Raw genomic sequence first — 23456 nt, forward strand, 5'->3', positions numbered from 1 at the left:
ACATTCTCTTCGCGGCGACAGTAAGGACAAACCCGGCGAACGCGCTCTAGCCGGCCGATTGACCAGCTTCAGGCCAGGCCGAGGGCGGCGCGCAGGTAGGGCAGATCGGCGGGGCCGTTCCAGCGGTACGCGGACAGGCCGACAACCCGGGCACCACGTACAAAGCGGTCGGAGTCGTCGACCAGCAGCACCTGGCTCGGGATCCGGTGCAGGGCCTCGCAGGCCGCGGCGAAGAACTCGCGGGTGGGCTTGTGCGCGCCCACTACGGAGGAGTTGACGACCGCGTCGACCTCACCTGTCAGGCCGAGTGCGGCCAAGTCCGCGTCGAGGTGGTCGGTGGCGTTCGTGCCGATCGCGACCGGCAGGCCGGCGGCCCGCACCTCGCGCACGAAGCCCAGCACGTCCGGGTCGACCTCGCCGCGGTACTCCTGCCACTGCGCGACCGCCTGCGGCGCCTCCAGTGCCTGCGCCACGCCTGCCATCCAGCCCGCGTGGCTGACCTGGCCGGTGATCGCGGGCAGCAGGCGGGACCAGTCCATCGCCGTCTTCTCCAGCGCGCCGGCGGGCAGGCCGTGCGCCGCCTCGATACGCGCGGGCACCTCCGGGTCCCAGCGGCGCAGCACGCCGTCCAGGTCCACCAGCAGTGCGGTGGGCCGGGCGCGGACCACTCAGCCCTCCTCTTGGTTGGACAGGCGCTGGCTGATCACCTCGGTGACACCGCTGCGCATGGTCACGCCGTACAGCGCGTCGGCGACCTCCATCGTGCGCTTCTGGTGCGTGATGATGATGAGCTGGCTCTTTTCCCGCAGCTGCGCCATCAGCGTGATCAGGCGGCCCAGGTTGACGTCGTCGAGAGCGGCCTCGACCTCGTCCATGATGTAGAACGGGCTGGGCCGCGCGCGGAAGATCGCCACGAGCATCGCGACTGCGGTCAGCGAGCGCTCGCCACCGGACAGCAGCGAGAGCCGCTTGATCTTCTTGCCGGGCGGGCGGGCCTCGACCTCGACACCGGTGGCGAGCATGTCCTCCGGGTCGGTGAGCACCAGGCGCCCCTCGCCGCCGGGAAACAGCACCGTGAAGACCTTTTCGAACTCGCGGGCCGTGTCCTCGTACGCGCTGGTGAAGACCTCGAGGATGCGGTCGTCGACGTCCTTGACCACCGTGAGCAGGTCGCGGCGGGTGGCCTTGAGGTCTTCGAGCTGGTCGGACAGGAACTTGAAGCGCTCCTCCAGCGCGGCGAACTCCTCCAGCGCCAGCGGGTTGACCTTGCCGAGCAGGGTCAGCTCGCGCTCGGCCTTGGCGGCCCGCTTCTCCTGGGTCGGCCGGTGGTACGCGAGCGGCTCGGGCGCCGGCTTGCCGTCCGCCTCGGCCGCGTTGACCTCGGCCTGGGTCGGCGGTACCGGCTGCTGCGGCCCGTACTCCGCGACGAGGGTCTCGACGTCGAGCCCGAAGTCCTCGGCCGCCTTGATCTCCAGCTGCTCGATGCGCATGCGCTGCTCGGCGCGGGCCACCTCGTCGCGGTGCACCTCGCTGGTGAGCCGCTCCAGGTCGCCACCGAGGCGCTTGGCGGCGCTGCGTACCTCCGACAGCTCCGCCTCCCGCGCGGACCGCGACTGGGCGATCTCGTCGCGGGTGCGCACGGCGTCGGCCAGCGAGACCGCGACGCGGGCGAGCGCCTCGCGGGCGCCGATCTCGACGGCGCGGGCGATGCCGGCACCCCTGGCCCGGGCGGCCCGGCGGGCGGCGGCGCGCTCGCGGGCGGCCCGCTCCGCAGCGGCCTGGCGGGCCAGCGAGTCGGCCCGGCCGGCGATGGACGCGACCCGCTCCTCGGCGGTGCGGACCGCGAGGCGGACCTCCATCTCGTTTTGCCGGGCATGCGGCACGGCGCCGGCGAGCTGGTCGCGCTCGTCGGTGTCCGGCTCCTCGTCGATCGCGGTGTCCTCGGCCAGCCGCAGCCGCTCCTCGAGGTCGTCGAGGGCGGCCAGGTCACGCTCGCGAGCCTCCTCGGCCTTGGCCCGGGAGGCAGCCAGCCGCTCGGTCTCGGCCTTCGCGGAACGGGCCGCCGCGCCCAGCTCGGCCAGGCGGCGGGCGGCGGCGTTGCGCTGGCCCTCGGCTTCCCGCTTGGCAGCCGCGGCGACCGTGACGGCTTCCTTGAGGACGGCCACCTCGGCGCGGGCCTCGGTGAGCTCGTCGGCGGCGCCGGCCATGACGTCTTCGGCCTCGGCGCGGCGGGCCTTGGCCTCGTCGACCGCCGCCTGCACCTCGATGTAGCTGGGGGCCTTGCCCGAGCCGCCGGCCGCCGCGTACGCACCGACGACGTCGCCGTCGGGCGTGACCGCGCGCAGCTCGGGGTTGGCGGCCACGAGCCGGCCCGCGGCGGCGAGGTCGGGCACGAGCACGACGTCGCGCAACGCCCGGTGCACCGCCGGCCGGATCTGGTCGGGGCAGCCGACCACGTCCGGTGCCCATTTGGCGCCGTCGGGCAGGGCCGGGCGCAGGGCGTCCAGCGACCCGATCATGCCGGGGCCGCCGGGGCTGCCCACGAGCAGGCTGGCGCGGCCGGCGTCCTGGATCTTGAGCAGGCGCATGGCCTCGGTGGCCTCGTCGACGCCGGCCACGGCGACCGCGTCGGCCAGGCCGCCCAGCGCGGCGGCGAGCGCCGCCTCGTGGCCCGGCGCGACCGTGAGCATGCTGGCGAGGCTGCCCAGCAGGCCGGGCACCTGGTCCGCGCGGGCCAGCAGCGCACCCGCACCGTCCTTGCGGCGCAGGCTCATCGCCAGGGCGTCTTCGCGGGCCTTCCAGGTCGCGGCCTCCTTTTCGGCGGCCCGCTCGGCGTCGCTGAGCGCCCGCACCCGGGCGGAGGCCTCCTCGTGCGCGGCCACCGCCTCGGCGTGCTGCGCGTCGAGGTCGGCGTTGTCCCGGTCGGCCTCGCTGGAGAGCGCGGCCACGGCGTCCACTTCGGCCTGCGCCTTGTCGGCGCGCTGCTGCGCGTCGGTGTGGGCGGCGGCGAGCCGGGAGATCTCCTCGGCCGCGCTGGTGGTGCGCGCCCGGGCGGCGTTGACCTGCCCGGTCAGCTTGGCGAGGCCCTCGCGGCGGTCCGCGATCGCCTTCGCGGCGGCGCGCAGGGCCCGCTCGGCGTCGGCGAGCTGCCGCTCCAGCTCCTGGCGGCGCTCCACGGCCTCGGCGAGGTGCGCCTGGTCGGCCTTGAGCGCGGCCCGCAGCTCCTCCTCCTGCGCCCGCACCTTCTCCGCCTCGGCGGCCAGGTGCTCCGGGTCGCGGCCGGGACGCTCGTCGTCCGGCGTGGCGGACAGGTGGCGCAGCCGCTCGCTGGCCAGCTGCTCGGTCGAGCGGAAGCGCTCCTGGAGGGCGGAAAGCTTGTACCAGGTGTCCTGCGCGGCGGCCAGCAGCGGCGCGTCCTCGGCCAGCGCGGCTTCCAGCTGGGCGAGCCGCCGGCCCACCTCGCCGTACTGCTCCTCGACAAGCTCCCGCCGCTCCCGCAGCGCGGTCTCGTCGGCGATCTCCTTGTCCAGAGTGGAGCGCAATGTGGACAGATCGTCTGCGAGCAGGCGCAGTCGGGCGTCGCGCAGGTCGGCCTGGATGCCCGCGGCGCGCCGGGCCACCTCGGCCTGCTTGCCCAGCGGCTTGAGCTGGCGGCGCAGCTCGGCGGTCAGGTCGGTGAGCCGGTTGAGGTTGGCCTGCATCGCGTCGAGCTTGCGCAGCGCCTTTTCCTTGCGCTTGCGGTGTTTGAGGACGCCGGCCGCCTCCTCGATGAACGCGCGCCGGTCCTCCGGCTTGGCGTGCAGCACCGCGTCGAGCTGGCCTTGGCCGACGATGACGTGCATCTCCCGGCCGATGCCGGAGTCGGAGAGCAGCTCCTGGATGTCGAGCAGGCGGCAGGAGCTGCCGTTGATCTCGTACTCGCTCTCGCCCGAGCGGAACATCCGCCGCGTGATCGACACCTCGGTGTAGTCGATCGGCAGCGCGCCATCGGTGTTGTCGATGGTGAGCGTGACCTCGGCGCGGCCCAGCGGCGCGCGGCCGGCCGTGCCGGCGAAGATCACGTCTTCCATCTTGCCGCCACGTAGCGCCTTCGCGCCCTGCTCGCCCAGGACCCAGGCGATCGCGTCGACCACGTTGGACTTACCGGAGCCGTTGGGGCCCACCACGCAGGTGATACCCGGCTCCAGTCGCAACGTCGTGGCGGAGGCGAAGGACTTGAAGCCCTTCACCGTCAGGCTCTTTAAATGCACGTCTTTCTATCCGCTCGCAGGTGACATCTCATTGGGAGAGTAACCCGACCGCAGGCCGGGCACCGGGCACGCCGCGCTCGCCCCCGTGGCTAACGATTCAGCGATGGCAAAAAGCTGCGCGCCGCCACTTATTGTGTCGGCGCGCGATGTGTGCGTAGCGATTGAGTTGTCGGCGGTGGGCGCCGGCAGGCCGGCGCCCGGGAGATCAGGTCAACGCCGGTTCGGGCAGCCTCAGCAGGTCTCCTGCTTCAGCGGCGGCCGCCGCAAGCCGGTCGTTTTCAGCTCGCAGCCTGGTGACCTCGAACTCCAGTGCCTGAACCCTGGCACGCAGTCGGGTGACCTCGTCGAGGAGGCGCCGATCGGGCGCCGCACCAACGTGGCCGTAGAGGGCCTTCGCCATATCGTCTCCTTGTAATGCGCTGCCGGAGTGGCCGGCCAACGCGCGCCCAGCTAACTTCGCGACTATCAGCCCACGGGCACGCGTGGGCATGATTGGGCGCGACTGGCGACGCCCCTATACTCCGCCGAGACGCCCCACTTCGTCAAGTTAACCGGGCCCACATCACCCCACGCTGCGTCGATTGGCGCACTCATTCCAGCCTGGCAGCCATGATCAAGAGGATCCTTGGCGCCGGCTTAGATCTTCCTTAGGGCGATTGCCCAGGTGGGAGCGCACCCGTACCGTCCGGCTCGGCCCACCTACCGGAAGGACCCCATGGACGCCGATGCGCCGACGAGGCACACCGGCCGGCACCGGCCGAGCGGCCGCCTGCCCGGCCCCCTCGCCCTCGCGCTGCTGGTCGGCGTCCTCCTGCTGGCCTTCGGCGCGGGTGCGGCGGTGCTCCGCCCCAACCTAAGCGGCGATTCTGGGTCCAATAGGACAGCTTCGGAGCGTACGGACGAAGCGGGCGGTACCGGCGGTTTCGGCGTCGCGCTTGCCGCGACAGCGGGACCGACCGCGAGCCCGAAGGCGAGCCCCAAGCCGACACCCAGCAAGGCCAAGCCCCGCACCGCCACGAGCCCGACGCCGAAGCGCTCGCCGAGCCGGACGACCACCCGGGCTACCACCAGCGGCGGCAGCACCGCCCAGTCGGCCGACGAAAACAAGGTCGTCGACATCACCAACCAGGAGCGGGCGGCCGCCGGCTGCGGGCCTGTCAAGGTCAACACCAAGCTCGCCAGCGCGGCCGGGCTGCACAGCGAGGACCAGGCCGAGCACAACAACATGTCGCACACCGGCAGCGACGGCAGCTCGCCGTGGCAGCGCTCGGAGCGGGCCGGGTACACGAACGCGATCGGCGAGAACGTGGCCATGGGCTACCGCACGCCGGCCGCGGTCATGGACGGCTGGATGAACAGCCCCGGCCACCGCGCCAACATCCTCAACTGCTCCGCGAAGGCGATCGGCGTCGGCCTGGCCTACGCGAGCGACGGCTCGCCGTACTGGACACAGATGTTCGGTTCGGTGGTCTGACCCTTCAGCTGTCGCGTAGCTGACAACCACCCCGCATCGGTTCGAACTCGATCGTTGCCCCCTGCATGCGGGTTGCGCTCATAACGGACGACTCCTACCCGTACGTCAAGGGTGGTCCCGGCGACTGGTGCCAGCGGCTGCTGCACGGCCTGGACGGGCACACGTTCCACGTGGTCGCTCTCGGCACCGACCAGCCGCGGCGGGAGGCCGCGTACGCGCTGCCTGTGAACGCCCTCCTCCACCCGATCGCCGACCCCCGGCCCGCGCCGGCCGGACGGGCTGCCCGCCAGCACCGGCGGCGGGCGGCCACCGCGGCCGGGGTACTGCTCTGCCGGGGGCTGCTGACCGACGGTGAGCAGGGCGCGGCGATGTTCGCCGAGAGCCTGCGCCTGCTGGCAGACCTGGCCGCCGCGGGCGGGGCGCCGCTGCGCGGGGTACCCCTCGCCGACGTGCTGCTCGACGCCTGGCAGGTGGCCCGCTGCGAGCCGGCCCTGCCCCGCCTGTCGGTCCGGGACGCCCGGCACGCGGCCGCGCACCTCGACCACGCGCTGCGGCCACTGGCCGTACTGGCCCCGGCCGCCGACCTCTGCCACGCCGTCGCGGCCGGTCCACCGCTGCTCGTCGCGCTCGCGGCGCGGTGGCGTGCGGGCACGCCGTTCCTGCTCAGCGAGGACCGCCCGCACGTCGCGCCCGAGGGGCCGCCCGCGGTCAAGGCGGTACTGCTGCGCTACCACCGCGCGCTGCGCCGCCTCGGGTACGCCGAAGCCGCGCTGATCGCCTCCGCCAGCCGCTTCCACCAGCGCTGGGAGCTGCGCGACGGCGCGGACCCGGCGAAGGTCGTGGTCGTGCCCGGTGGCGTGGAGCCGGTGCGGTACGCGCCGCTGGACATCGAGCCGGTCGCGCCGGCGCTCGTCTGGGTCGGGCAGATCGCCCCGCACCAGGACCTGCACACGCTGATCCGCGCGTTCCGGCAGGTCCGCGACGCGGTGCCGCACGCCGCGCTCCGCCTGGCCGGACCCGAGGCGGACGCCGGGTACGCGGGCACCTGCCGCCGCCTTGTCGAGCGGCTGCGGCTCGGCGACAGCGTGACCTTCCTCGGCGCGGTGCCGTCCAGTCGCGAGGCGTACGCTGCGGGGCACGTCGTCACCTCCTCGAGCGTCACCGAGCACACACCTGTCGCGCTGGTGGAGGCGATGTTCTGCGCCCGCGCCACGGTCAGCACCGACGTCGGCGCGGTGGCCGAGGCGGTGGGCGACGCCGGCGTCGTGGTGCCGCCCGGCGACCCTGTCGCGCTGGCCGCCGCCTGCGTCGAGCTGCTGCACGACCCCGAGCGGCGGCAGCGGCTGGGTGCCGCCGGGCGGGCGCGCGCGTTGCGCCTGTTCACAGTGGACGGGATGCGCCGCGCGTACGGCCACCTCTACCGGGACGCGGTGGCGGCGTGACGGAGTCCCCGGTGTCCCCGGTGTCCCCGGTGTCCATGGCGTCCACGGCGTCCACGGCGTCCATGGCGTCCACGGTGGACGGTGCGGTCGCGGTCGCCGAGCTGGCCAAGCGGTTCGAGGGCGGCGTCGCCGACGTCGACGAGCTGGTCACCGCGCTGGAGTCGGCCGGCATCAGCGACCGGGTGGCCGCCCGGCGGTACGGGCAGCCGACGGTGTTCGCGCTCGGTGAGGCGGTCCTCGCCCTGCTGGACCAGCCGCCGGCCCGGGCACCCCGCCCCGGCCGTACCTGCGGGCCGCCCTGCGCCGCTCCGCGCTGCTGCTCGCCCCGGTCGCCGCCGCGCTCGCCGCCGCCGACGAGGTGGAGCGGGTCGGGTGGATGGTGCCCGCGCTCGCGGCGGTGCTCGGGTGGGGCGGCGCGCGTGGCCGGCTCTACACCGCGGCCGGCGCACCCCTGGTCGCGGCCGCGTGCCTGCTGGCGCCGGTGGGAGGCGCCGACCGCCGGCTGGCACTCGCGGTGGGGCTGACCGGGTACGCGCTGGTGGCCGGCGCCCGCACCGGGCTGCTCTGGGCGGTGCCGGCCTGGGCGGCCTCCGCGGCGCTGCTGGCCGGCGTGTGGGACCGGGTCGAGGTGCTCCCCGTGGCGGCCGCGTTGATGCTGGCCGGCGCGCTGCTGGTCCGCACGCACGCCCCGGTGACCGGCGTCGTCGCCGCGCTCTGCCAGGGCGCCGCGGCGGTGCTCGTGTGGCGAGCGGCGTCCGACGTGGCGGTGCTGGCATCGGGCGTACCCATGCTGGTTTTCGTGGTGTGCTGGCACGAAGCCCGCGCCGCCACCGCGGCGGACGCCCACGACGACCTGCGTGCCTTTCATCGTGAGGTGCGTGACCTTGGCACGGTGACCGTGGGTGCGCTCGTGCCGCCGCTGGTCGCGGGCGTGGCGCTGGGCGCGGCGGCGTACCGGCTGCCGTACGAGCTGTCCGGCCACCCCGGCGCGCGCGGGCTGATGCTGAGCGGCGCGGCGGTGCTGCTGCTCGGCGGTGTGCTGGCGCTGACCGCCCTGCTCACCGCGCGCGGACGCCCGGTCGTGGCCGCGCTTGTCGCGGCCGCCCCACTCTCCGCCCTCGCCGCCGGCGGCACGCTCCTGCCGGCCACCGTCACCGCGCTCGCGGCCACCTACCTCGCCGGGCTGGTGCTGGCCGCGCACGCCGTCTTCGACCCCGAGCGCTACTGATGGAACGCTTCGCGAAGATCGACCTCGAGTACGGCGGGCGCCCGCTAGCCGACGTGCTGGACGCGGTCGAGCGGTGGGCGACGAAGCCGCACGACGGGGTCTTCCTGGACCGCGCGCCGGGCGACCTGGCCGGGCTCGGCGGCGTAGCGCTGGCGGTCCGGGTGGCCCGCCGCGCCGGGTTCGGGCTGGTGGTGCTCAACCCGGGCCGGCCGGTGGAACCCGCGTACCGCGCGCTGGACGCCGCGCTCTGCGTCTTCGACGGCGACTGGGGCGCCTACCAGCGGTGGTCCGGCGAGGGCGCGGCGCCCGGGGACGGCCACCTCGTCTACGGTGTGCCCGCCGCGCAGGCCGACACCGCCCGCAAGATGATGGAATGGCGAGGTGCGGGCTTCGGCGTGGTAGCCGAAACCCGCACCTGGTAACACCTTCCTCAGTGGACGGAGACGAGCTCCCGCTCCGGCTCCTCCGCGTGGCGGGCCGGCTGGCGCTTGCGCAGGAAGCGCGGCGCCCACCAGTTGGCGTCCCCGAGCAGCGTCATCACCGAGGGCAGCACGACCGCCCGGATGATTGTCGCGTCGAGCAGGATCGCCGCCGCGAGGCCGATGCCGAGCTGCTTCATGTCGATCGTGCTCAGCGTGGCGAAGATGGAGAACACCGCCACCATCACGATCGCCGCGCTGCTGACCGTGCCGGCCGAGCTCGTGATGCCGTACGCCACCGCGTCCCGGTTGGACACTCCACGCTGGACGGCCTCGCGGATCCGGCTGACCACGAAGACGTGATAGTCCATCGACAGTCCGAAGAGGACCACGAAGAGGAACAGCGGCAGCCAGGTCACGATCGACCCCATCGACGTGAAGCCGAGCAGCCCTTCCGCCCACGTGCCCTGGAAGACAAGCACCAGCAGGCCGTACGCGGCGCCCACCGACAGCAGGTTGAGCACGATCGAGGTCAGCGCCACCACCACCGAGCGGAACGTCAGCACCATCACCACGAACGTGAGGATGAGTACGAACGCCATCACCAGCGGCAGCTTCTTCGTGACGTGCGCGGCGTAGTCCACACTGCCGGCCACGTCACCGCCGACGGCATAGTCCACGTTGGACAGGCCGGCCATGGCCTCGGGCACGTACACGTCGCGGAGCTTGTCCAGCGACTGCCGGGCCTCGTCGGTGCGGCTGTGGTACGGCGTCGCCACCTGCAGCAGGCTCACCGTGCCGTCCGCGGACTGCTCGATGTCCGGCCCGTCGGCCTCGACCGGTGCGAAGAGCGGGTCGCCGCCGGCCTTCTGCGCCAGCGTGGTCAGCGCCGCCTTCACCTGCGCCGCCTCAGCCGCCGGCGCCTCCACGGCGAGGTAGTGCGCCGTACCGGTGCTCGGGAAGGCCGCGGTCAGCCGGTCGTACGCCTGCATGGCTGTTGTGGTGCGGGGCAGGTCCTCCATCCCCGGAAACTTCATCTTCATGCCAGCGGCGGGTGCCGCGAGCGCCAGCAGCACGCCGACCGAGATGACCAGGGCGAGCAGCGGGCGGCGCAGCGCCGGGCGCAGCAGGGCCGGCCAGATGCGCGGCGCACCCGAGCGACGCGCCTGCAGGCGCCACAGCAGCGGAACGCGCGGGCGGTCGACCCAGCGGCCGAGCTTGGCCAGCAGCGCCGGCAGCACGGTCAGCGAGCCGATCACCGAGACCGCGACGACCAGGATCGAGCCGACGGCCAGCGAGGAGAACACCACGTCGGTGGCGAGGAAGAGGCCGGCCATGGCGATCATGACGGCGATACCCGAAACCACCACCGCGTGCCCGGACGTCTCCGCCGCGATCTCGACGGCGTCGAGGTGGCCGCGCCCCTTGGCCCGCTCCTCACGCTCGCGGCGGATGTAGAACAGCGAGTAGTCGACGCCGACCGCGAGTCCGATCAGCAGGATCACGCTGTTTGTCGTGTCGGTCGCCGGCAGCAGGTGCGAGGCGAGCGTGGACAGGCCCATCGCCGCGAAGACCGACGACATGGCCAGCAGCACCGGTACGCCGGCCGCGATGAGCGCACCGAACGCGACGATCAGGATGGCCAGCGTCACCGGCAGGCTCAGCAGCTCGGCCCGCTCGAAGTCCTTGCCGAGCGTCTCGTCGAGCGCCTTGTTGATGGACGGCCCGCCAACCTCCTCGATACGCACCTGCGGGTGCGCCCGCTGCAGCTCGGCGGTGGTCGCCTCCAGCGGCTGGAGGCGGTCCGACGCGGTGTCGGGGTCGCCCGCCATGGTGACCGCGATCAGCAACGCCGACCCGTCCCGCGCCGGCACCGCCTCGTCCACCTTCGCCACGCCCGTGGTGGCCTTCATCTTGGCGATGGCGTCGGCCGCCGCCGCGTCCGCCGCGGCCTTGTCCAACTGTCCACTAGGGGCGGTGATGAGGACGTTCTCCACCGCCGGGTCGTCAAAGTCACCGTGGATCTCGATCACGGACGCCCGGCCGGCCTCGCCGATCGCCTGGTCCTCGTCGGTCGCCTCGTTGAGGCCGGCCGCGCTGCCGCCCACGAAGCAGACCGCAACGAACACCACCCACAACGCGATTGCGCGCCACGGGTGCTCCGCGCTCCATCGCGCGACCCGCACCGTTACCGGTCGCTTGCCCATCGTGGGCTCCCCCTCCGCCTGAGTCCTGTTCACAGGAACTGACGCTAGGGAGCCGAGCGCGCGACGACATCCGGGACCGACCCGCTGCGCCCCCGGAAGTAGCGCCTCAGGGAATACCCCGACCGATGCCCGCTTCGGGGCCACCGGCGTCAGGGTGCCGCCGACCCGCGATCGTCCTCGGCCCAGCGCAACGGTCCGGACCACTCACATCGCGGCGGCCGGTGTCCTGAGTCGACGGCCCAGGGGAACCGGTGGCATGCCCGCGCCAGGGCGCCTCCTCAAGGGCCACGGGTCGGTCGCGATCTGGCCGGTTTGTTGTGGAGGTGCGTGACGGCGCGCGGTGGCGCGCCCTGCCGGACGCCATGGATGGCACGTTCGCGCGGACGCTGGCAGGGGGTGCACGTTGACGCGGACGCAGCTGGAACATCGAATGGCTGGTGTTGGTGGACTCGACGACAGTGCCGGGCGCATCCGCACGCCGCCGGGGTCCCGACGAGAGTTGCTCCCGCGGCCTCATCATCCGCGGTGGGCGAGCACGCCCCGGTTCTCGTTGAGATCGTGGTCGTTTGCTGCCCCTAGAGGGACAGCAAACGACCACGATCTGCTCTGTGGGGGCCTTTGTTAACGCCGATCAAGGAGCCACTGTGGTCTGGAGACCTTTCGGGGTCGGGGTGGGTGGGATCTCCGCGGCCTTCAGTAAATCCAACCCGAACCAGACGCGAGCTACCGCGATGTCCGCAGTGGTCCGGACCGTCGCGCCGGGTCCCCGGGGAAACGTGGAGCGTTTTGGGTGCTTTCCCGCGGCCTCACCCTCCGCGGTCGCCCAGCTCACCCCGCTCCCGCAGATCCTCTTCCCCTACCCGTGCTTCTGCCGATCTTCCGAGGCGGGAGTGCACGAGTCCGCCCGCAACTCGGCACCGTCGTCGCGGTCGGTGACTGCCGATCAGTTGGGCTCGCTGTGCGCTTCGAAATCTTGGTGAGTAAGCGCGTCATTTCGACGCCAACTTGCCAAGATCTGCCGGAGCGGGCTCCTGGGCTGAGCTGAGCGACCGCGGACGGTGAGGCAGCAACCGCCGCCGATCAGGAAAGCCGGTCTCACAGATCCGCCGAAGTTCGCCGCCCCGGGGCGATCTGGGCAATCGCAAGGGCACACTGGCTCCTTGATCGGCGTCAACAAAGGCCCCACAGAGCAGATCGTCCCCGAGGGGTGAGCTCGCCCACCGCGTAGGGCGAGGCCGCGGGAGCAACGGTCCGGACAACGACGGACATCGCGGTAGCCCGCATCAGTTTCGGTTGGATCTTTGAAGGGCCCGTGGGCGCACCGGTGCGCCCAGCTTGAGAGCCACCCCCGGCGCCCGGGCTCGCTAGGACGGTGTGCGGCGGGGGCGGGGCTGGCAGCGGGGGCAGCTGAAGGACGAGCGGTTCATAAAGGCCTCGCGCCGGATCGGGGCGCCGCAGCGGTTGCAAGGCTCGCCCTCGCGGCCGTACACGTTGAGGGAGCGGTCGAAGTAGCCGCTCTCGCCGTTCACGTTGACGTAGAGGGCGTCGAAGCTGGTGCCGCCCGCGACCAGCGCCTCCGAGAGCACCTCGCGGACGTGGGCCAGCAGGCGCGCGGCGGCTGGCTTGGTGATGGCGTCGGTCGGGCGGGCGCCGTGCAGTTTGGAGCGCCACAGGGCCTCGTCGGCGTAGATGTTGCCGACCCCGGAGATCAGGGTCTGGTCCAGCAGCGCCCGCTTCACCTCGGTGCGCTTGCGGCGCAGGTTGGTCACGAAGTCGGCGTCGGAGAAAAGCGGGTCCATCGGGTCCCGGGCGATGTGCGCGATCTCGCCGGGCAGCTCGGCGCCGCCCGGTGAGACGGACAGGCCGCCGAACGTGCGCTGATCGACGAAGCGCAGCTCGGGGCCGTCGTCGTCGAAGCGGAAGCGGATGCGCAGATGTGCCTCGTCCGGTGCGCTCTCGGGCTGGAAGAGCAGCTGGCCGGACATGCCGAGGTGGCCGATGATCGCGTCGCCCGAGTCGAGGGGCAGCCACAGGTACTTGCCGCGGCGGCATACGTCGACCACCGTGTGGCCGGCGAGCACCGCCGAGAAGTGGTCGGCGCCGGGCAGGTGCCGGCGGATGGCGCGCGGGTGGTGCACCTCGACCGACGCGATCCGCCGCCCGGTCACCCACTTGGCCAGGCCTTGGCGGACCGTCTCGACCTCAGGAAGCTCCGGCACTGTCCCCTCCAGACTGCGTGGCACCCGGGGCGGGAGCGGGTGCCGAGGCTCCCGCCGCCTCACCGAACTTCGCGGACAGCGTGCGGTACGCCGCCTCGGCCGCCCGCTGCTCGGCCTCTTTCTTGCTGCGCCCGTCGGCCCCGCCGTACCGGTCGCCGGCCACCACCACCCAGGCGGTGAACGTCTTCGCGTGGTCCGGGCCGGCCTCGTCGATCCGGTACTCCGGCACGCCCAGCCCCAGCGAGGCGGTCAGCTCCTGGAGGCTCGTCTTCCAGTCCAGGCCCGCGCCCCGCCCGGCGGACTCAGCCATCAGCGGGTCGAAGAGGCGGTGGATCACCTCGGCGGCGATGTCCAGGCCGTACTGGAGGTAGATCGCGCCGAGCAGCGCCTCGAGCGTGTCGGCGAGGATGCTGGCCTTGTCCCGCCCGCCGGTGGTCTCCTCGCCCTTGCCCAGCAGCAGGTGCGGACCGAGGCCGCCGGGGCCGAGGCCGCGCGCCACGTCGGCGAGCGCCCGCATGTTGACCACGCTGGCGCGCAGCTTGGCGAGCTGCCCCTCGGGCAGGTCGGGATGGTTGTGGAAGAGCGCGGTCGTGATCACCACCCCGAGCACCGAGTCGCCGAGAAACTCGAGCCGCTCGTTGGTCGGCAGGCCACCGTTCTCGTACGCGTACGAGCGGTGGGTAAGGGCTCGCTCCAGCAGTTCCGCGTCGAAGGCGACGCCGAAGGCCGCCTCCAGGTGTTCGGCCGGTGGCCGCTTGCGCTTATCCATGACTCACCCCTAGCAGCGTGGCGATCTCCGTGGCCGCGGAGCGGCGGTGCAGATGTGCGGCGAGAGCGATGCCCGAGGCGACGTCCGCCCCGGTCGCGGCGCCATGGCAGACGATGACGACGCCGCCGACCCCGACGAGCGCCGCCGCCCGCGGCGGCGCCTCGATGCGGTCCGGGCGGCATCGGTTGTACGTGCCCTCGATGCCCTTGAGCAGCACGTTTCCGGTGAAGCCGTCGGTGACTATCACGTCCGCGCGCTCGCCCAGCGAGGCTTCGTAGCCCTCGACGAGCCCGACGTACCGGGCCTCGGAGGGAAGGACCTGCGCCGCGATGAACGGGTCGGCGGCCCGCCGCGCCCGGTCACCCTTGCCCGGCTCGGTGCCGATCGACAGCAGGCCGACACGGGGACGCTTGATGTGGTGGACGGTGGCGGCGTACGCGGCGCCGAGCGCGGCGTTGCGGGCCAGCGTGCCGGGACGCGCCTCGACGGAAGCACCCACGTCGAGCAGCACCACGGGACCCGCCTCGGCGGGGAGGGTGGCGACGAGTGCGGGGCGGCGTACCCCCGTCCAGCGCCCGAGGCCCAGCACGGCGGCGGTGACTGTCGCGCCGCTGGCCCCGGCGGAGACGACGGCGTCGGCCGCCCCTTCGGCCACCGCCGCGACGGCCGCGCGGACGGTGGTGTCGGGGCGCTTGGCGCCGGTGGGCGCGTCGGCCATGCCGACGACGGCCCGTACGTGGCGGACCGACACGCGCTCGCGATCGGCCTGTGGGAGCGCACCAACCAGCTCGCCGGCTACCTCAGGTGGGCCGACGAGCAGGAGGTGGAGGTCGGGATCGGCGCTGCATGCCCGCAGAGCGCCGTCAACCACGACGGCGGGTGCCCCGTCCCCGCCGAGGAGGTCAACGGCGATCCGCGCGATGCCCGGTTCTACGGGAACGCCGGCCGGGCGATGCCGGCCGGCGACTGGAACCGGAGCTTCCCGACCCGGGGTCGGGTGTTCCACGCGCGGCTCGGGTCAGACCTCTAGGACCTGACGACCGTTGTACGTGCCGCAGACCGTGCACGCCGCGTGCGGGAGCTTCGGCGAACGGCACTGCGGGCACGCCACCGTCGCCACCGCAGTGGCCTTCCACTGCGCCCGGCGCGACCGGGTGTTGCTGCGCGACATCTTCCGCTTGGGGACCGCCACGGTTCCTACTCCTCTTTCTGGTGCAATTGAGTCAGGGCCGCCCACCGGGGTCGACCTGCTCGTGGCTGTGGCCAGCCGGCAGCTCGTCCCAGTGCACCCCACACTCGGGCACAGCCCTGGACAGTCGTCTCGGCACAACGGGGTGACGGGCAGTGCGAGCACCACCGCATCCCGCAGCGCAGGCTCCAGGTCGACAAGGTCACCCTGCAACCGGCCGACCTCGTCCTCGTCGGTCGTCTCGTCCGTGGTGCTGTGCTCATACGCATACAGCTCCTGGATCGGGACGACCACCGAGTCGCTGATCGGGCGCAGGCACCGGCCACACTCACCCGCCGTGGGGGCGGACGCGGTGCCGGAGACGAGCACGCCCTCCGAGACCGACTCCATCCTCAGGTCGAGGGTGAGATCGGCGCCGTCGGGCACCCTGATCAGCTCCAGTCCGAGGTCCGCCGGTGCCGGCACCACCCTCCTGACCGTACGCATCGCACCAGGCCGGCGTGGCAGCTCCCTCGTATCGAGGACCAGCGGCGACCTGGGGTCGAGGTGGGTCTGTGAGTGATTGGGCATCATGAGACTCCGGCCTGGTAGGAGGCCGACGGTCTACGGTACCCGACGACCCGTCCCGGTATCAAAAGGGCAGGTCCCCATGTCAGAACGGCAGCGGCCGCTCGTTTTCCTCGCCGGTGAAGGTGCCGATCTCACGCAGGGCGTGCATCTTGTCACGGCCCCGCTCGATCGAGGCGAGGGCACGGGTGAGGAACTGCTCGAAGTTGGCCAGCGCGGTGTCGACGTAGTCGTCGACCTCCTCGCGCAGCCGCTGGGCCTCCGCGCGGGCCTCGGCGACGATGCGGGCGCCCTCGTGCTCGGACGAGACAGTGATCTCGTTCACGGAGACGAGGCGGGCGTGCTCGGCCTCACCCTCGCTGATGATCCGGTCAGCCTCGCGGCGACCGGCATCGATAATCTTGTCGCGCTCGTCCAGCAGCGCCGTGGCCCGCCGCAGCTCGCTGGGAAGCTCGGCGCGGAGCTGGTCGAGGGCATTGATCATCTCGCCGCGATCGACCATGCAGTTGGTGCGCGACATGGGAACCGAGCGGGCGGCCTCCACGATGGCGATGATCTCGTCGATGCGGTCGAGCGGGTCCACTGGCGCCTCACTCCTGTCGTTCCACAACCGACCCTCACATGATGAGGGTGCTCACCCCATGATGCGGTCCCGGGCGGAAGGTGCGCCCACTGGTTGTCCGCCGGGCGCGTCGCCGTCGGCGCTGTCCGCCGGGCGCGTCGCCATCCGCGCAGTGCCGGTCAGGAGGCCAGGCGGTCGGCCAGGCGGGCCGCCACCACGTCGGGCACGTGGGCCGACACGTCGCCGCCCCATTTTGCGACCTCCTTGACGAGGCTCGAGGAGAGAAACGAGTAGAGCGGGTTGGTGGGCATGAAGAGCGTCTCGACGCCGGCCAGCCCGATGTTCATCTGGGCCATCTGCAGCTCGTAGTCGAAGTCGCTGACCGCGCGCAGGCCCTTGACCACCACGGCCGCGTCGTGGGTGCGGCAGAAGTCGACCAGCAGGCCGCGGAACGACAGCACCCGCACGTTGTCGTACCCCTTGGTGACCTCGCCGAGCATCTCGATGCGCTCGTCTTCGGTGAAGAGGCCGGTCTTCGCCTGGTTGATCAACACTCCGATGATGACCTCGTCGAAAAGCCGACTGGCCCGCCCGACGATGTCCAGGTGCCCGTTGGTCACCGGGTCGAAGGAGCCGGGACACACCGCACGTCTCACGATCGGCGACCGTACCAAAGTGTCGTCTCCCCGTAACGCCGGCTGTGCTCGCCGGTGATCCCTTTCACCCAGGTCACAGGCCCGGACCGGGTGCCTCGCTCGAACACGACCACGGCGTCCTCGGCCAGCCAGCCGCCGTCGACGAGCGCGGCCTGCACGGCGGTGACCTCGTCGTCCGCCACCGCGTACGGCGGGTCGGCGAACACCACGTCGTAGCCGTCCCCGTCCGGCCCGGCGGCCAACGCGGCACCCACCTTGGCCGTGGTGAGCCGGGTGGCGGAGCCGACGCCCAGCGCCGCGATGTTTTGCCGCACGACGCGCGCCACCCGCGGGTCCGACTCCACCAGCAGCACGTGTGCCGCGCCCCGCGACAGCGCCTCGAGGCCGACCGCGCCGGAGCCCGCGAACAGGTCGGCGAAGCGCGCACCCTCCAGGTCGACCATCGACTCCAGCGCACTGAACAGTGCCTCCCGCACCCGGTCGGACGTGGGACGGGTGCGGTCGCCGGCCGGCGCCGCGATCCGGCGGCCGCCGAGAGTGCCGGCCACGATGCGGGTCATGGGAGTGACGCTACGCCACGCGGCGCCCGAGTCACACCAGTCACTCCACTACACAGAGGTATCACGCGATATCACTCCGGCCATCGAAGATTACGAGTTCACAACGGGATTCTTAGTTCGTCTTCAATTCCTCTGCGTCACTTCAGGAACCGCTAAGGTCGTGCGCTGTGTCGGCAGCGTCCTCGCCGGCACGACGACCTGGGGAGGCGTCGGACGCGTCACGGCTGGAGTTCGCCGTGGCCGGCTGTGCCATGCCTGAGCCCCGGGCCGCGCCCTGAAAGCCCCCCTTTGTTCAGGAGTTCGCGTGAACCGTACAAAGCTGTCGTCGCGGCAACCGATCGCCGCTCTCGGCGCGGCCGTGCTCGGCCTCGCGGCCGCCGTCGCCCTCTCCTCCCCGCCAGCGCGCACCACCCCATCGTGTCCGGTACCGGCAGCTGCATCATCGACGGCGAGTGGAAGGCCACCTGGACCGTCTTCAACAGCGAGGACGACCTCGAAGGCAAGATCGTCAAGGTCGAGCCCACCGCCGTCGAGGGCATCGCGGAGGGCGCCACTCTCCCGCGCTCGATCGACGGCGGCCTGACCGGCAAGCAGACCCTCTCCGCCGAGACCGAGAGCGTGACGCTCAAGGTCAAGGTCCGGTGGAAGCGCGACGGCGTGATCCACACCAAGTGGGCCGAGGGCACCGCCACGCCCCGCAAGCACTGCGGCGAGAAGCCGGACGCGACGTTCACGCCGGAGTGCGACGGCTCCGTGGTCGTGACGCTCGACAACACCAAGGGCACCCGCAAGGCCAAGATGACCGTCTCGGCGGGCGAGTTCAGCGAGAGCGTCGAGGTCCCCGCCGGACAGACGCTGGGCGGCATCGTCGTGCCGGCCGGCTCGGGCGAGATCACCGTCGTCAAGGGCGAAAAGGTGATCAAGACCTACACCTGGGAAAAGCCGGGTGACTGCGGGCTTCCCACCCCCAGCGACAAGTCGACCTGTGACGAACTCGTCTACATCCTGGAAAACCCGAAGGACGGCCGGGACATCACGGTCACGCTGACGCCGAACACGGGCGCGCCGCAGACCATCACCGCCAAGCCGGGTGAGACCAAGGAAGCCCGCTTCCCGGCCGCCGAGGGCCTCGTGGTCGTCCCCTCGGTCGGCGAGGCCCAGGGCAAGCCCATCACCTGGGAAAAGCCCGACAACTGCGCCACACCGCCCCCGCCCCCGGGTGAGGGTGGCGGCGGCCCCGAGCTGCCGGTGACCGGCGTCGCGGCCGGTGGCATCGCCGGTGGCGCGCTGGTGCTGCTGGCCATCGGCGCGGTGCTGTTCTTCATGGCCCGCCGGCGGCGCACGACCTTCACCGCCTGAGCCGTAAGGCGTTACACCCCCTCCGCGGCCCGCGACGACACCCCCGGTCGTCGCGGGCCGCACCCGTCTCCGGGCGCGGGCTCAGCCCTTTTCGAGGTACTCGGCGCGCTCCTCGTCGACCAGGGCTGCCACGGACGCGGCGAGTGCGGGATGCCGCTCCAGCTCCGGGTCGTCCTCGACGAGCGAGATTGCCTCCGCGCGGGCGTCGTTGATGAGCTTGGTGTCGTGCAGCAGCGACAGCAGCCGCAGGTGTGAACGCCGGCCCGACTGGGTGGCGCCCAGCACGTCACCCTCCCGTCGCTGCTCCAGGTCGATCTCGGCGAGCCGGAAGCCGTCGGTGGTGGAGGCGACCGCGTCAAGCCGCTCGCGGGCGGGCGTGCCCTCCTGCGCCTCGGTGACCAGCAGGCACAGGCCCGGCGCGGAGCCGCGACCCACCCGGCCGCGAAGCTGGTGCAGCTGGGAGACGCCGAAGCGGTCGGCGTCGAGGACCACCATGACGGTCGCGTTGGGCACGTTGACTCCGACTTCAATGACCGTGGTGGCGACGAGCACGTCGAGCTTGCCCGCCGCGTACGCCCGCATCACCGTGTCCTTCTCGTCCGCCGGCAGCTTGCCGTGGAGCACGCCGATGCGCAGGCCGTGCAGCGGGCCCTCGGACAGCAGCGGGGCCACGTCGAGCACCGCCACCGGCGGGCGCCGCCCGTTGTCGTCCGCCCCGTCCGGCGCGTCCTCTTCGGACGAGCCGGTGTCGCCGATGCGCGGACACACCACGTACGCCTGGTGGCCGGCCGTGACCTCCTCGCGGATCCGCTTCCACGCGCGCTCCAGGAAAGCCGGCTTGTCCGCGGCGGGCACCACGTGCGAGGCGATCGGCGAGCGGCCCTGCGGGAGCTGGGACAGCGTGGACACCTCAAGGTCGCCGTAGACGGTCATCGCCACCGTGCGCGGGATCGGCGTCGCCGTCATCACCAGCACGTGCGGCGGCTGCTCGGCCTTGGCGCGCAGGGCGTCGCGCTGCTCCACGCCGAAACGGTGCTGCTCGTCGACCACCACCAGGCCGAGGTCGGCGAAGTCGATGCCTTCGTACAGCAAGGCGTGCGTGCCCACCACGATGCCCGAACGGCCGGTCGAGATCTCCTCCAGCGCCCGCCGGCGGGCCGCCGCGCCCAGCGAGCCGGTGACGAGCGTGACGCGGGTGGCACCCTCGGCCGAGTCGAGCTCGCCGGCGCGGCCGAGCGGGCCGAGCAGCTCGGTGATGCCGCGGTAGTGCTGGGCGGCGAGCACCTCCGTGGGCGCGAGCATCGCGGCCTGGCCACCGGCGTCGACGACCTGGAGCATCGCGCGCACGGCCACGAGCGTCTTGCCCGAACCCACCTCGCCCTGCAACAGCCGGTGCATCGGGTGCGGCGTGGACAGGTCTTCGGCGATCTCCTCGCCGACCGTGCGCTGGCCGGCGGTCAGCTCGTACGGCAACGTGGCGTCGAACGCGGCCAGCAGCCCTTCCTGCTTGCGCCGGCGGGGGCGGGCCGGCCAGGCGGCCGCGCGGTGCTTTCGCTGCACGAGCGTGAGCTGCACCGCGAACGCCTCGTCCCACTTGAGCCGCCGCCGCGCCCGGTACAGGTCCTCTTTGGACGACGGCCGGTGGATCTCGCGCAGCGCGGTGGCGATGTCGACGAGGTTGCCGTGGGCGCGCACGGTCGACGGCAGCGGGTCCTCCGGCGGGGTCACCACCTGCAGCAGCACGCCGACGCAGCGCGCGATCGTCCAGGTCGGCACCTTGGCGGCCGCGGGGTACACCGGGATCAGCGCGCCGGCGAACTCCTCGACCTCCTCCGACGCCTCGCCCTCTTCGGAAAAGAGCACGTACTGCGCGCCGTTGAGCTGGCGCTTGCCCCGAAACTCGGTCACCTTGCCGGCGAACAGCCCCCACCGGCCGGGGCGCAGCTCGCGCTCGCGCCAGACCTGGCGACGCCCGAAGTACGTCAGCATGAGCTGGCCGCCCGCCCCGTCGCCGACCGTCACCTCGAGCATCTCGTCGGCGCCGCCCCGGATGCGGCGGCGGCTGGCGGCGCGCACCTGCGCCATCACGGTGACGTCCTCGCCGACCTCCAGCGAGCGGATGTCGGTGTGGTCGCCACGCTCGTCGTACCGCCGGGGAAGTGGTAAAGCAGGTCGCCCGCCGTGTGCAGGTCGAGGTGTGTGGCGAGGGCCTTGGCCGTGTTGGCGCCGAGCACCTTGGTCAGTGGGGTGTCCACGTCGGTCATTCGATGCCTACCAGGAGCGGATAGGTGGGTTGGCCGCCGTCGTAGATCTGCACCTCCACGAACGGCCAGCGCTGCGTGAGATGCTCGCTCAGCTCGTCGCCGAGGCCGGGTGGCGCGCCGTCGCCGAGCAGGAGCGTGACCAGCTCGCCGCCCCCGCCCAGCATGCGGTCGAGCAGGTCGAGGCAGGTCTGGCCGAGCTCGGTGCCGATGATGTGCACCTCGTCTTCGACCAGCGCGAGCACGTCGCCCGGGCGGCAGCGGCCGGCCATGGTGAGCGCTTCGCGGCTGGCGTAGCAAACCTCCGCGTACCGGCAGGCGCCCGCCGCCTCGGCCATCGCGATCACGTCGTCTTCGAAGCCGCGGCCGGCGTCGCGCACCGCCAGCGCGGCCAGCGCCTGCACCGGCGAGCGGGTGGGCACGACACTGACCCGCACGCCCCGCGCCTGCGCCTCGCGCGCCGCCGCACCGGCCACCGCCTGGGTGTCGGGGTCGTCGGGCAGCACCACCACCCGCCCGGCCCGCGTGGCGAGCACGGCGTCGAGGATCTCGGCGGTCGACGGGTTGGCGCCGATCACCCGCGCGCCCTCGCCGCCGAAGAGCTCGACAAGCCCGGGACCGGCGGCGACCACCACGGCACCCCGCCCGTCCGGGTCGAGCGGCGGCGCCTGGTCCTCAAACCGCGTGACCGTGATCCGGTGTGGCCGACCCGCCTCCACGCCGGCCTCGATGGCGGCGCCGACGTCGTTGACGTGGACGTGCACATTCCACGTGGGCTCCGCACCCACCACGACGAGCGAGTCGCCCAGGTCGGCCAGGGTCGCCCGCAGCCGGTCGACGGAAGCGGAGTCGGCGTCGAGGAGGTACTGCACCTCGTACCCGTACTCCGAGGATCCGGTCTCGCGTGCGGCGATGACGGGGCGGCGGACGGTGACCGGTGCGGACACCACCTCCTGCCCGGTGACGACCGCAACCAGCGCGTCGAGCAGCACGCAGAGCCCCCGCCCGCCGGCGTCGACCACACCGGCCCGAGCCAGCGCCGGCAGCTGCTCGGGCGTGCGGGCCAGCGCGCGGGCGGCCGCCCCGGCCGCCGAACGCGCCACCGCGTCGAGGTCGTCCGAGCCGGTCGCCGTGGCACCCTCCGCGGCGGCTGAGGCGACGGTCAGGATCGTCCCCTCGACCGGCTTGGCCACCGCCGCCCGGGCCGCCGTGGCCGCCTCACCCAGCGCCTCGGCGAGCGCCCGCCCGCGGACCGCACCGGCGTCGACGAGCGCGTCAGCCATGCCGCGCAGCAGCTGGGAGACGATCACACCGGAGTTGCCCCGCGCGCCCAGGAGCGCGCCGCGCGACATGAGCCGCAGGACGCCGCCGCTGTCGTCGCCGCCGTTGACCGCGTCGTTGGCGATGGCCTGCTGCGCGGACGCGACGGTGAGCACGAGGTTGGTGCCGGTGTCGCCGTCGGGCACGGGATAGACGTTGAGCTGGTCGATCTCTTGCTGGTGCAGGCGCAGCGACTCCAACCCGGCCGCGCACCACCGGCGCACCGCCTCCGCGTCGAACGTCTCCAGCACGCGATGAGCCTACTGTCGCCCACCGACAGCGGCGCGTTCTCCCATCGCCCGCCGTGGCATGTCGCCGCGGGCCGCTCACGCCGCATGGTGGGGCCAGGTCACACGCGCAAAACCGATGCGGGCTACCGCGATGTCCGCCGTGGTCCGGACCGTTGCTCCCGCGGCCTCACCCGCCGCGGGGGTCGGGCTTGGCCCGCGGACCTCGCAGCGGAGGCCGGGGATCTCGGCGAGCCCTGCGAGCCGCCGGCCGCAGCGGTGCCCGCGGGAAAGCACCCAAAGAAAACGCTCCGCTGCGCTCCACGTTTCCCCCGGGGCCCGCGCATGCGGTCCGCAGGTGGCGCGGACCGGGGCACATCCGCTTGAAAGGAACGTAATGAGGCCGGGCACAGACGTAGCCGCCGGATCGGTGTGATCCGGCGGCTACGGAAGCTACTCGTCTGGGGCGCGCCTCAGGCGCGGACGACCTTGCCCGCCTTGATGCACGAGGTGCAGACCTGCATCTTGCGGGTGGTGCCGCCACCGGCCGGCGTGCGGACGGTCTGGATGTTGGGGTCCCAGCGCCGCTTGGTCTTCTTCTTGGACCACGGCACGTTGTGGCCGAAGCCCGGCCCCTTGCCGCAGACGTCGCACACGCTAGCCACGGAACTCTCCTGGGATTGTCGATCATGATGTCGCCGACGGATGCGGTCCGGGCAACCTGACCAGGGTAGCCGATCCCCCGCG

Annotated in this window: 19 protein-coding genes and 2 pseudogenes; 6 read left to right on the plus strand and 15 right to left on the minus strand. The window is 72.6% G+C overall.

Going from position 1 to position 23456, the window contains the following annotated elements:
- Nucleotides 1-68: 68 nt before the first annotated feature.
- The 3 genes from Phou_RS11125 to Phou_RS11135 form a co-directional block, all read right to left on the minus strand.
- Nucleotides 69-668, minus strand: a complete 600-nt coding sequence (locus Phou_RS11125; protein WP_173055967.1) for an HAD-IA family hydrolase — start codon at nt 666-668, stop codon at nt 69-71.
- Nucleotides 669-4250 (minus strand): chromosome segregation protein SMC, encoded by a 3582-nt coding sequence (gene smc, locus Phou_RS11130; protein WP_173055969.1) that lies wholly within the window; start codon nt 4248-4250, stop codon nt 669-671.
- Nucleotides 4251-4455: 205 nt separating this feature from the next.
- Nucleotides 4456-4650, minus strand: coding sequence for a hypothetical protein (locus Phou_RS11135; protein WP_173041801.1), 195 nt, complete (start codon nt 4648-4650; stop codon nt 4456-4458).
- A 315-nt stretch (nt 4651-4965) separates the two neighbouring features.
- Between Phou_RS11135 and Phou_RS11140 the strand changes: the two genes are divergently transcribed.
- The 4 genes from Phou_RS11140 to Phou_RS11155 all read left to right on the plus strand — a co-directional run bounded on the left by Phou_RS11140 (nt 4966) and on the right by Phou_RS11155 (nt 8816).
- A complete protein-coding gene (locus tag Phou_RS11140) occupies nt 4966-5724 on the plus strand; it encodes a CAP domain-containing protein (protein WP_173055971.1) in 759 nt (252 codons plus the stop codon).
- Nucleotides 5725-5789: 65 nt separating this feature from the next.
- Nucleotides 5790-7166, plus strand: coding sequence for a GT4 family glycosyltransferase PelF (gene pelF, locus Phou_RS11145; protein WP_173055973.1), 1377 nt, complete (start codon nt 5790-5792; stop codon nt 7164-7166).
- 376 nt (nt 7167-7542) lie between these two features.
- Nucleotides 7543-8394, plus strand: coding sequence for a hypothetical protein (locus Phou_RS11150; protein WP_173055976.1), 852 nt, complete (start codon nt 7543-7545; stop codon nt 8392-8394).
- Nucleotides 8394-8816 (plus strand): spherulation-specific family 4 protein, encoded by a 423-nt coding sequence (locus Phou_RS11155; RefSeq protein ID WP_173055978.1) that lies wholly within the window; start codon nt 8394-8396, stop codon nt 8814-8816. The genes Phou_RS11150 and Phou_RS11155 overlap by 1 nt, the downstream gene beginning before the upstream one ends.
- An 8-nt stretch (nt 8817-8824) precedes the next feature.
- On the opposite strand, the gene Phou_RS11160 is transcribed toward Phou_RS11155, so the two are convergent.
- The 4 genes from Phou_RS11160 to Phou_RS11175 all read right to left on the minus strand — a co-directional run bounded on the left by Phou_RS11160 (nt 8825) and on the right by Phou_RS11175 (nt 14864).
- Nucleotides 8825-11020, minus strand: coding sequence for an MMPL family transporter (locus tag Phou_RS11160; protein WP_173058252.1), 2196 nt, complete (start codon nt 11018-11020; stop codon nt 8825-8827).
- Between the two features lie 1364 nt (nt 11021-12384).
- Entirely contained in the window at nt 12385-13239 is an 855-nt protein-coding gene (gene mutM, locus Phou_RS11165; protein WP_173055980.1) for a bifunctional DNA-formamidopyrimidine glycosylase/DNA-(apurinic or apyrimidinic site) lyase, read from the minus strand.
- Nucleotides 13223-14008 carry a ribonuclease III gene (gene rnc, locus Phou_RS11170; RefSeq protein WP_246273488.1) on the minus strand — a complete coding sequence of 262 codons (786 nt, stop codon included), beginning with the start codon at nt 14006-14008 and terminating at the stop codon, nt 13223-13225. The genes mutM and rnc overlap by 17 nt, the downstream gene beginning before the upstream one ends.
- Nucleotides 14001-14864, minus strand: coding sequence for a phosphate acyltransferase PlsX (locus Phou_RS11175; RefSeq protein ID WP_246273762.1), 864 nt, complete (start codon nt 14862-14864; stop codon nt 14001-14003). Before Phou_RS11175 ends, rnc begins: the two co-directional genes overlap by 8 nt.
- Between Phou_RS11175 and Phou_RS52485 the strand changes: the two genes are divergently transcribed.
- Entirely contained in the window at nt 14745-15038 is a 294-nt protein-coding gene (locus Phou_RS52485; protein ID WP_246273832.1) for a hypothetical protein, read from the plus strand. The genes Phou_RS11175 and Phou_RS52485 overlap by 120 nt on opposite strands.
- On the opposite strand, the gene rpmF is transcribed toward Phou_RS52485, so the two are convergent.
- The 5 genes and pseudogenes from rpmF to rsmD form a co-directional block, all read right to left on the minus strand.
- Nucleotides 15027-15200: a 50S ribosomal protein L32 gene (gene rpmF, locus Phou_RS11180; RefSeq protein ID WP_173055984.1), complete on the minus strand. Its 174-nt coding sequence runs from the start codon at nt 15198-15200 to the stop codon at nt 15027-15029. The genes Phou_RS52485 and rpmF overlap by 12 nt on opposite strands.
- Nucleotides 15201-15205: 5 nt before the next feature.
- Nucleotides 15206-15767 (minus strand): annotated as a pseudogene (locus Phou_RS11185) (YceD family protein).
- 82 nt (nt 15768-15849) lie between these two features.
- A complete protein-coding gene (locus Phou_RS11190) occupies nt 15850-16347 on the minus strand; it encodes an SPFH domain-containing protein (protein WP_173055986.1) in 498 nt (165 codons plus the stop codon).
- A gap of 158 nt (nt 16348-16505) precedes the next feature.
- Nucleotides 16506-16982 (minus strand): pantetheine-phosphate adenylyltransferase, encoded by a 477-nt coding sequence (coaD, locus tag Phou_RS11195; protein ID WP_173055988.1) that lies wholly within the window; start codon nt 16980-16982, stop codon nt 16506-16508.
- Nucleotides 16979-17542: a 16S rRNA (guanine(966)-N(2))-methyltransferase RsmD gene (gene rsmD, locus Phou_RS11200; protein ID WP_173055990.1), complete on the minus strand. Its 564-nt coding sequence runs from the start codon at nt 17540-17542 to the stop codon at nt 16979-16981. Before rsmD ends, coaD begins: the two co-directional genes overlap by 4 nt.
- Nucleotides 17543-17959: 417 nt before the next feature.
- On the opposite strand from rsmD, the gene Phou_RS11205 reads away from it, so the two are divergent.
- Nucleotides 17960-18901 carry a hypothetical protein gene (locus tag Phou_RS11205; protein WP_173055992.1) on the plus strand — a complete coding sequence of 314 codons (942 nt, stop codon included), beginning with the start codon at nt 17960-17962 and terminating at the stop codon, nt 18899-18901.
- Nucleotides 18902-18982: 81 nt separating this feature from the next.
- On the opposite strand, the pseudogene recG reads toward Phou_RS11205, so the two are convergent.
- The 3 genes and pseudogenes from recG to rpmB form a co-directional block, all read right to left on the minus strand.
- Nucleotides 18983-21165, minus strand: a pseudogene (recG, locus tag Phou_RS11210) (ATP-dependent DNA helicase RecG).
- Complete coding sequence (locus tag Phou_RS11215; RefSeq protein ID WP_173055994.1) at nt 21162-22733, minus strand: DAK2 domain-containing protein; 1572 nt, start codon at nt 22731-22733, stop codon at nt 21162-21164. Before Phou_RS11215 ends, recG begins: the two are co-directional and overlap by 4 nt.
- A 449-nt stretch (nt 22734-23182) precedes the next feature.
- On the minus strand, nt 23183-23374 hold the full coding sequence (gene rpmB / locus Phou_RS11220) for a 50S ribosomal protein L28 (RefSeq protein ID WP_173041788.1): 192 nt from the start codon (nt 23372-23374) through the stop codon (nt 23183-23185).
- Between the last annotated feature and the right edge of the window lie 82 nt (nt 23375-23456).

It is taken from the genome of Phytohabitans houttuyneae, from assembly GCF_011764425.1.
Lineage (GTDB): Bacteria > Actinomycetota > Actinomycetes > Mycobacteriales > Micromonosporaceae > Phytohabitans > Phytohabitans houttuyneae.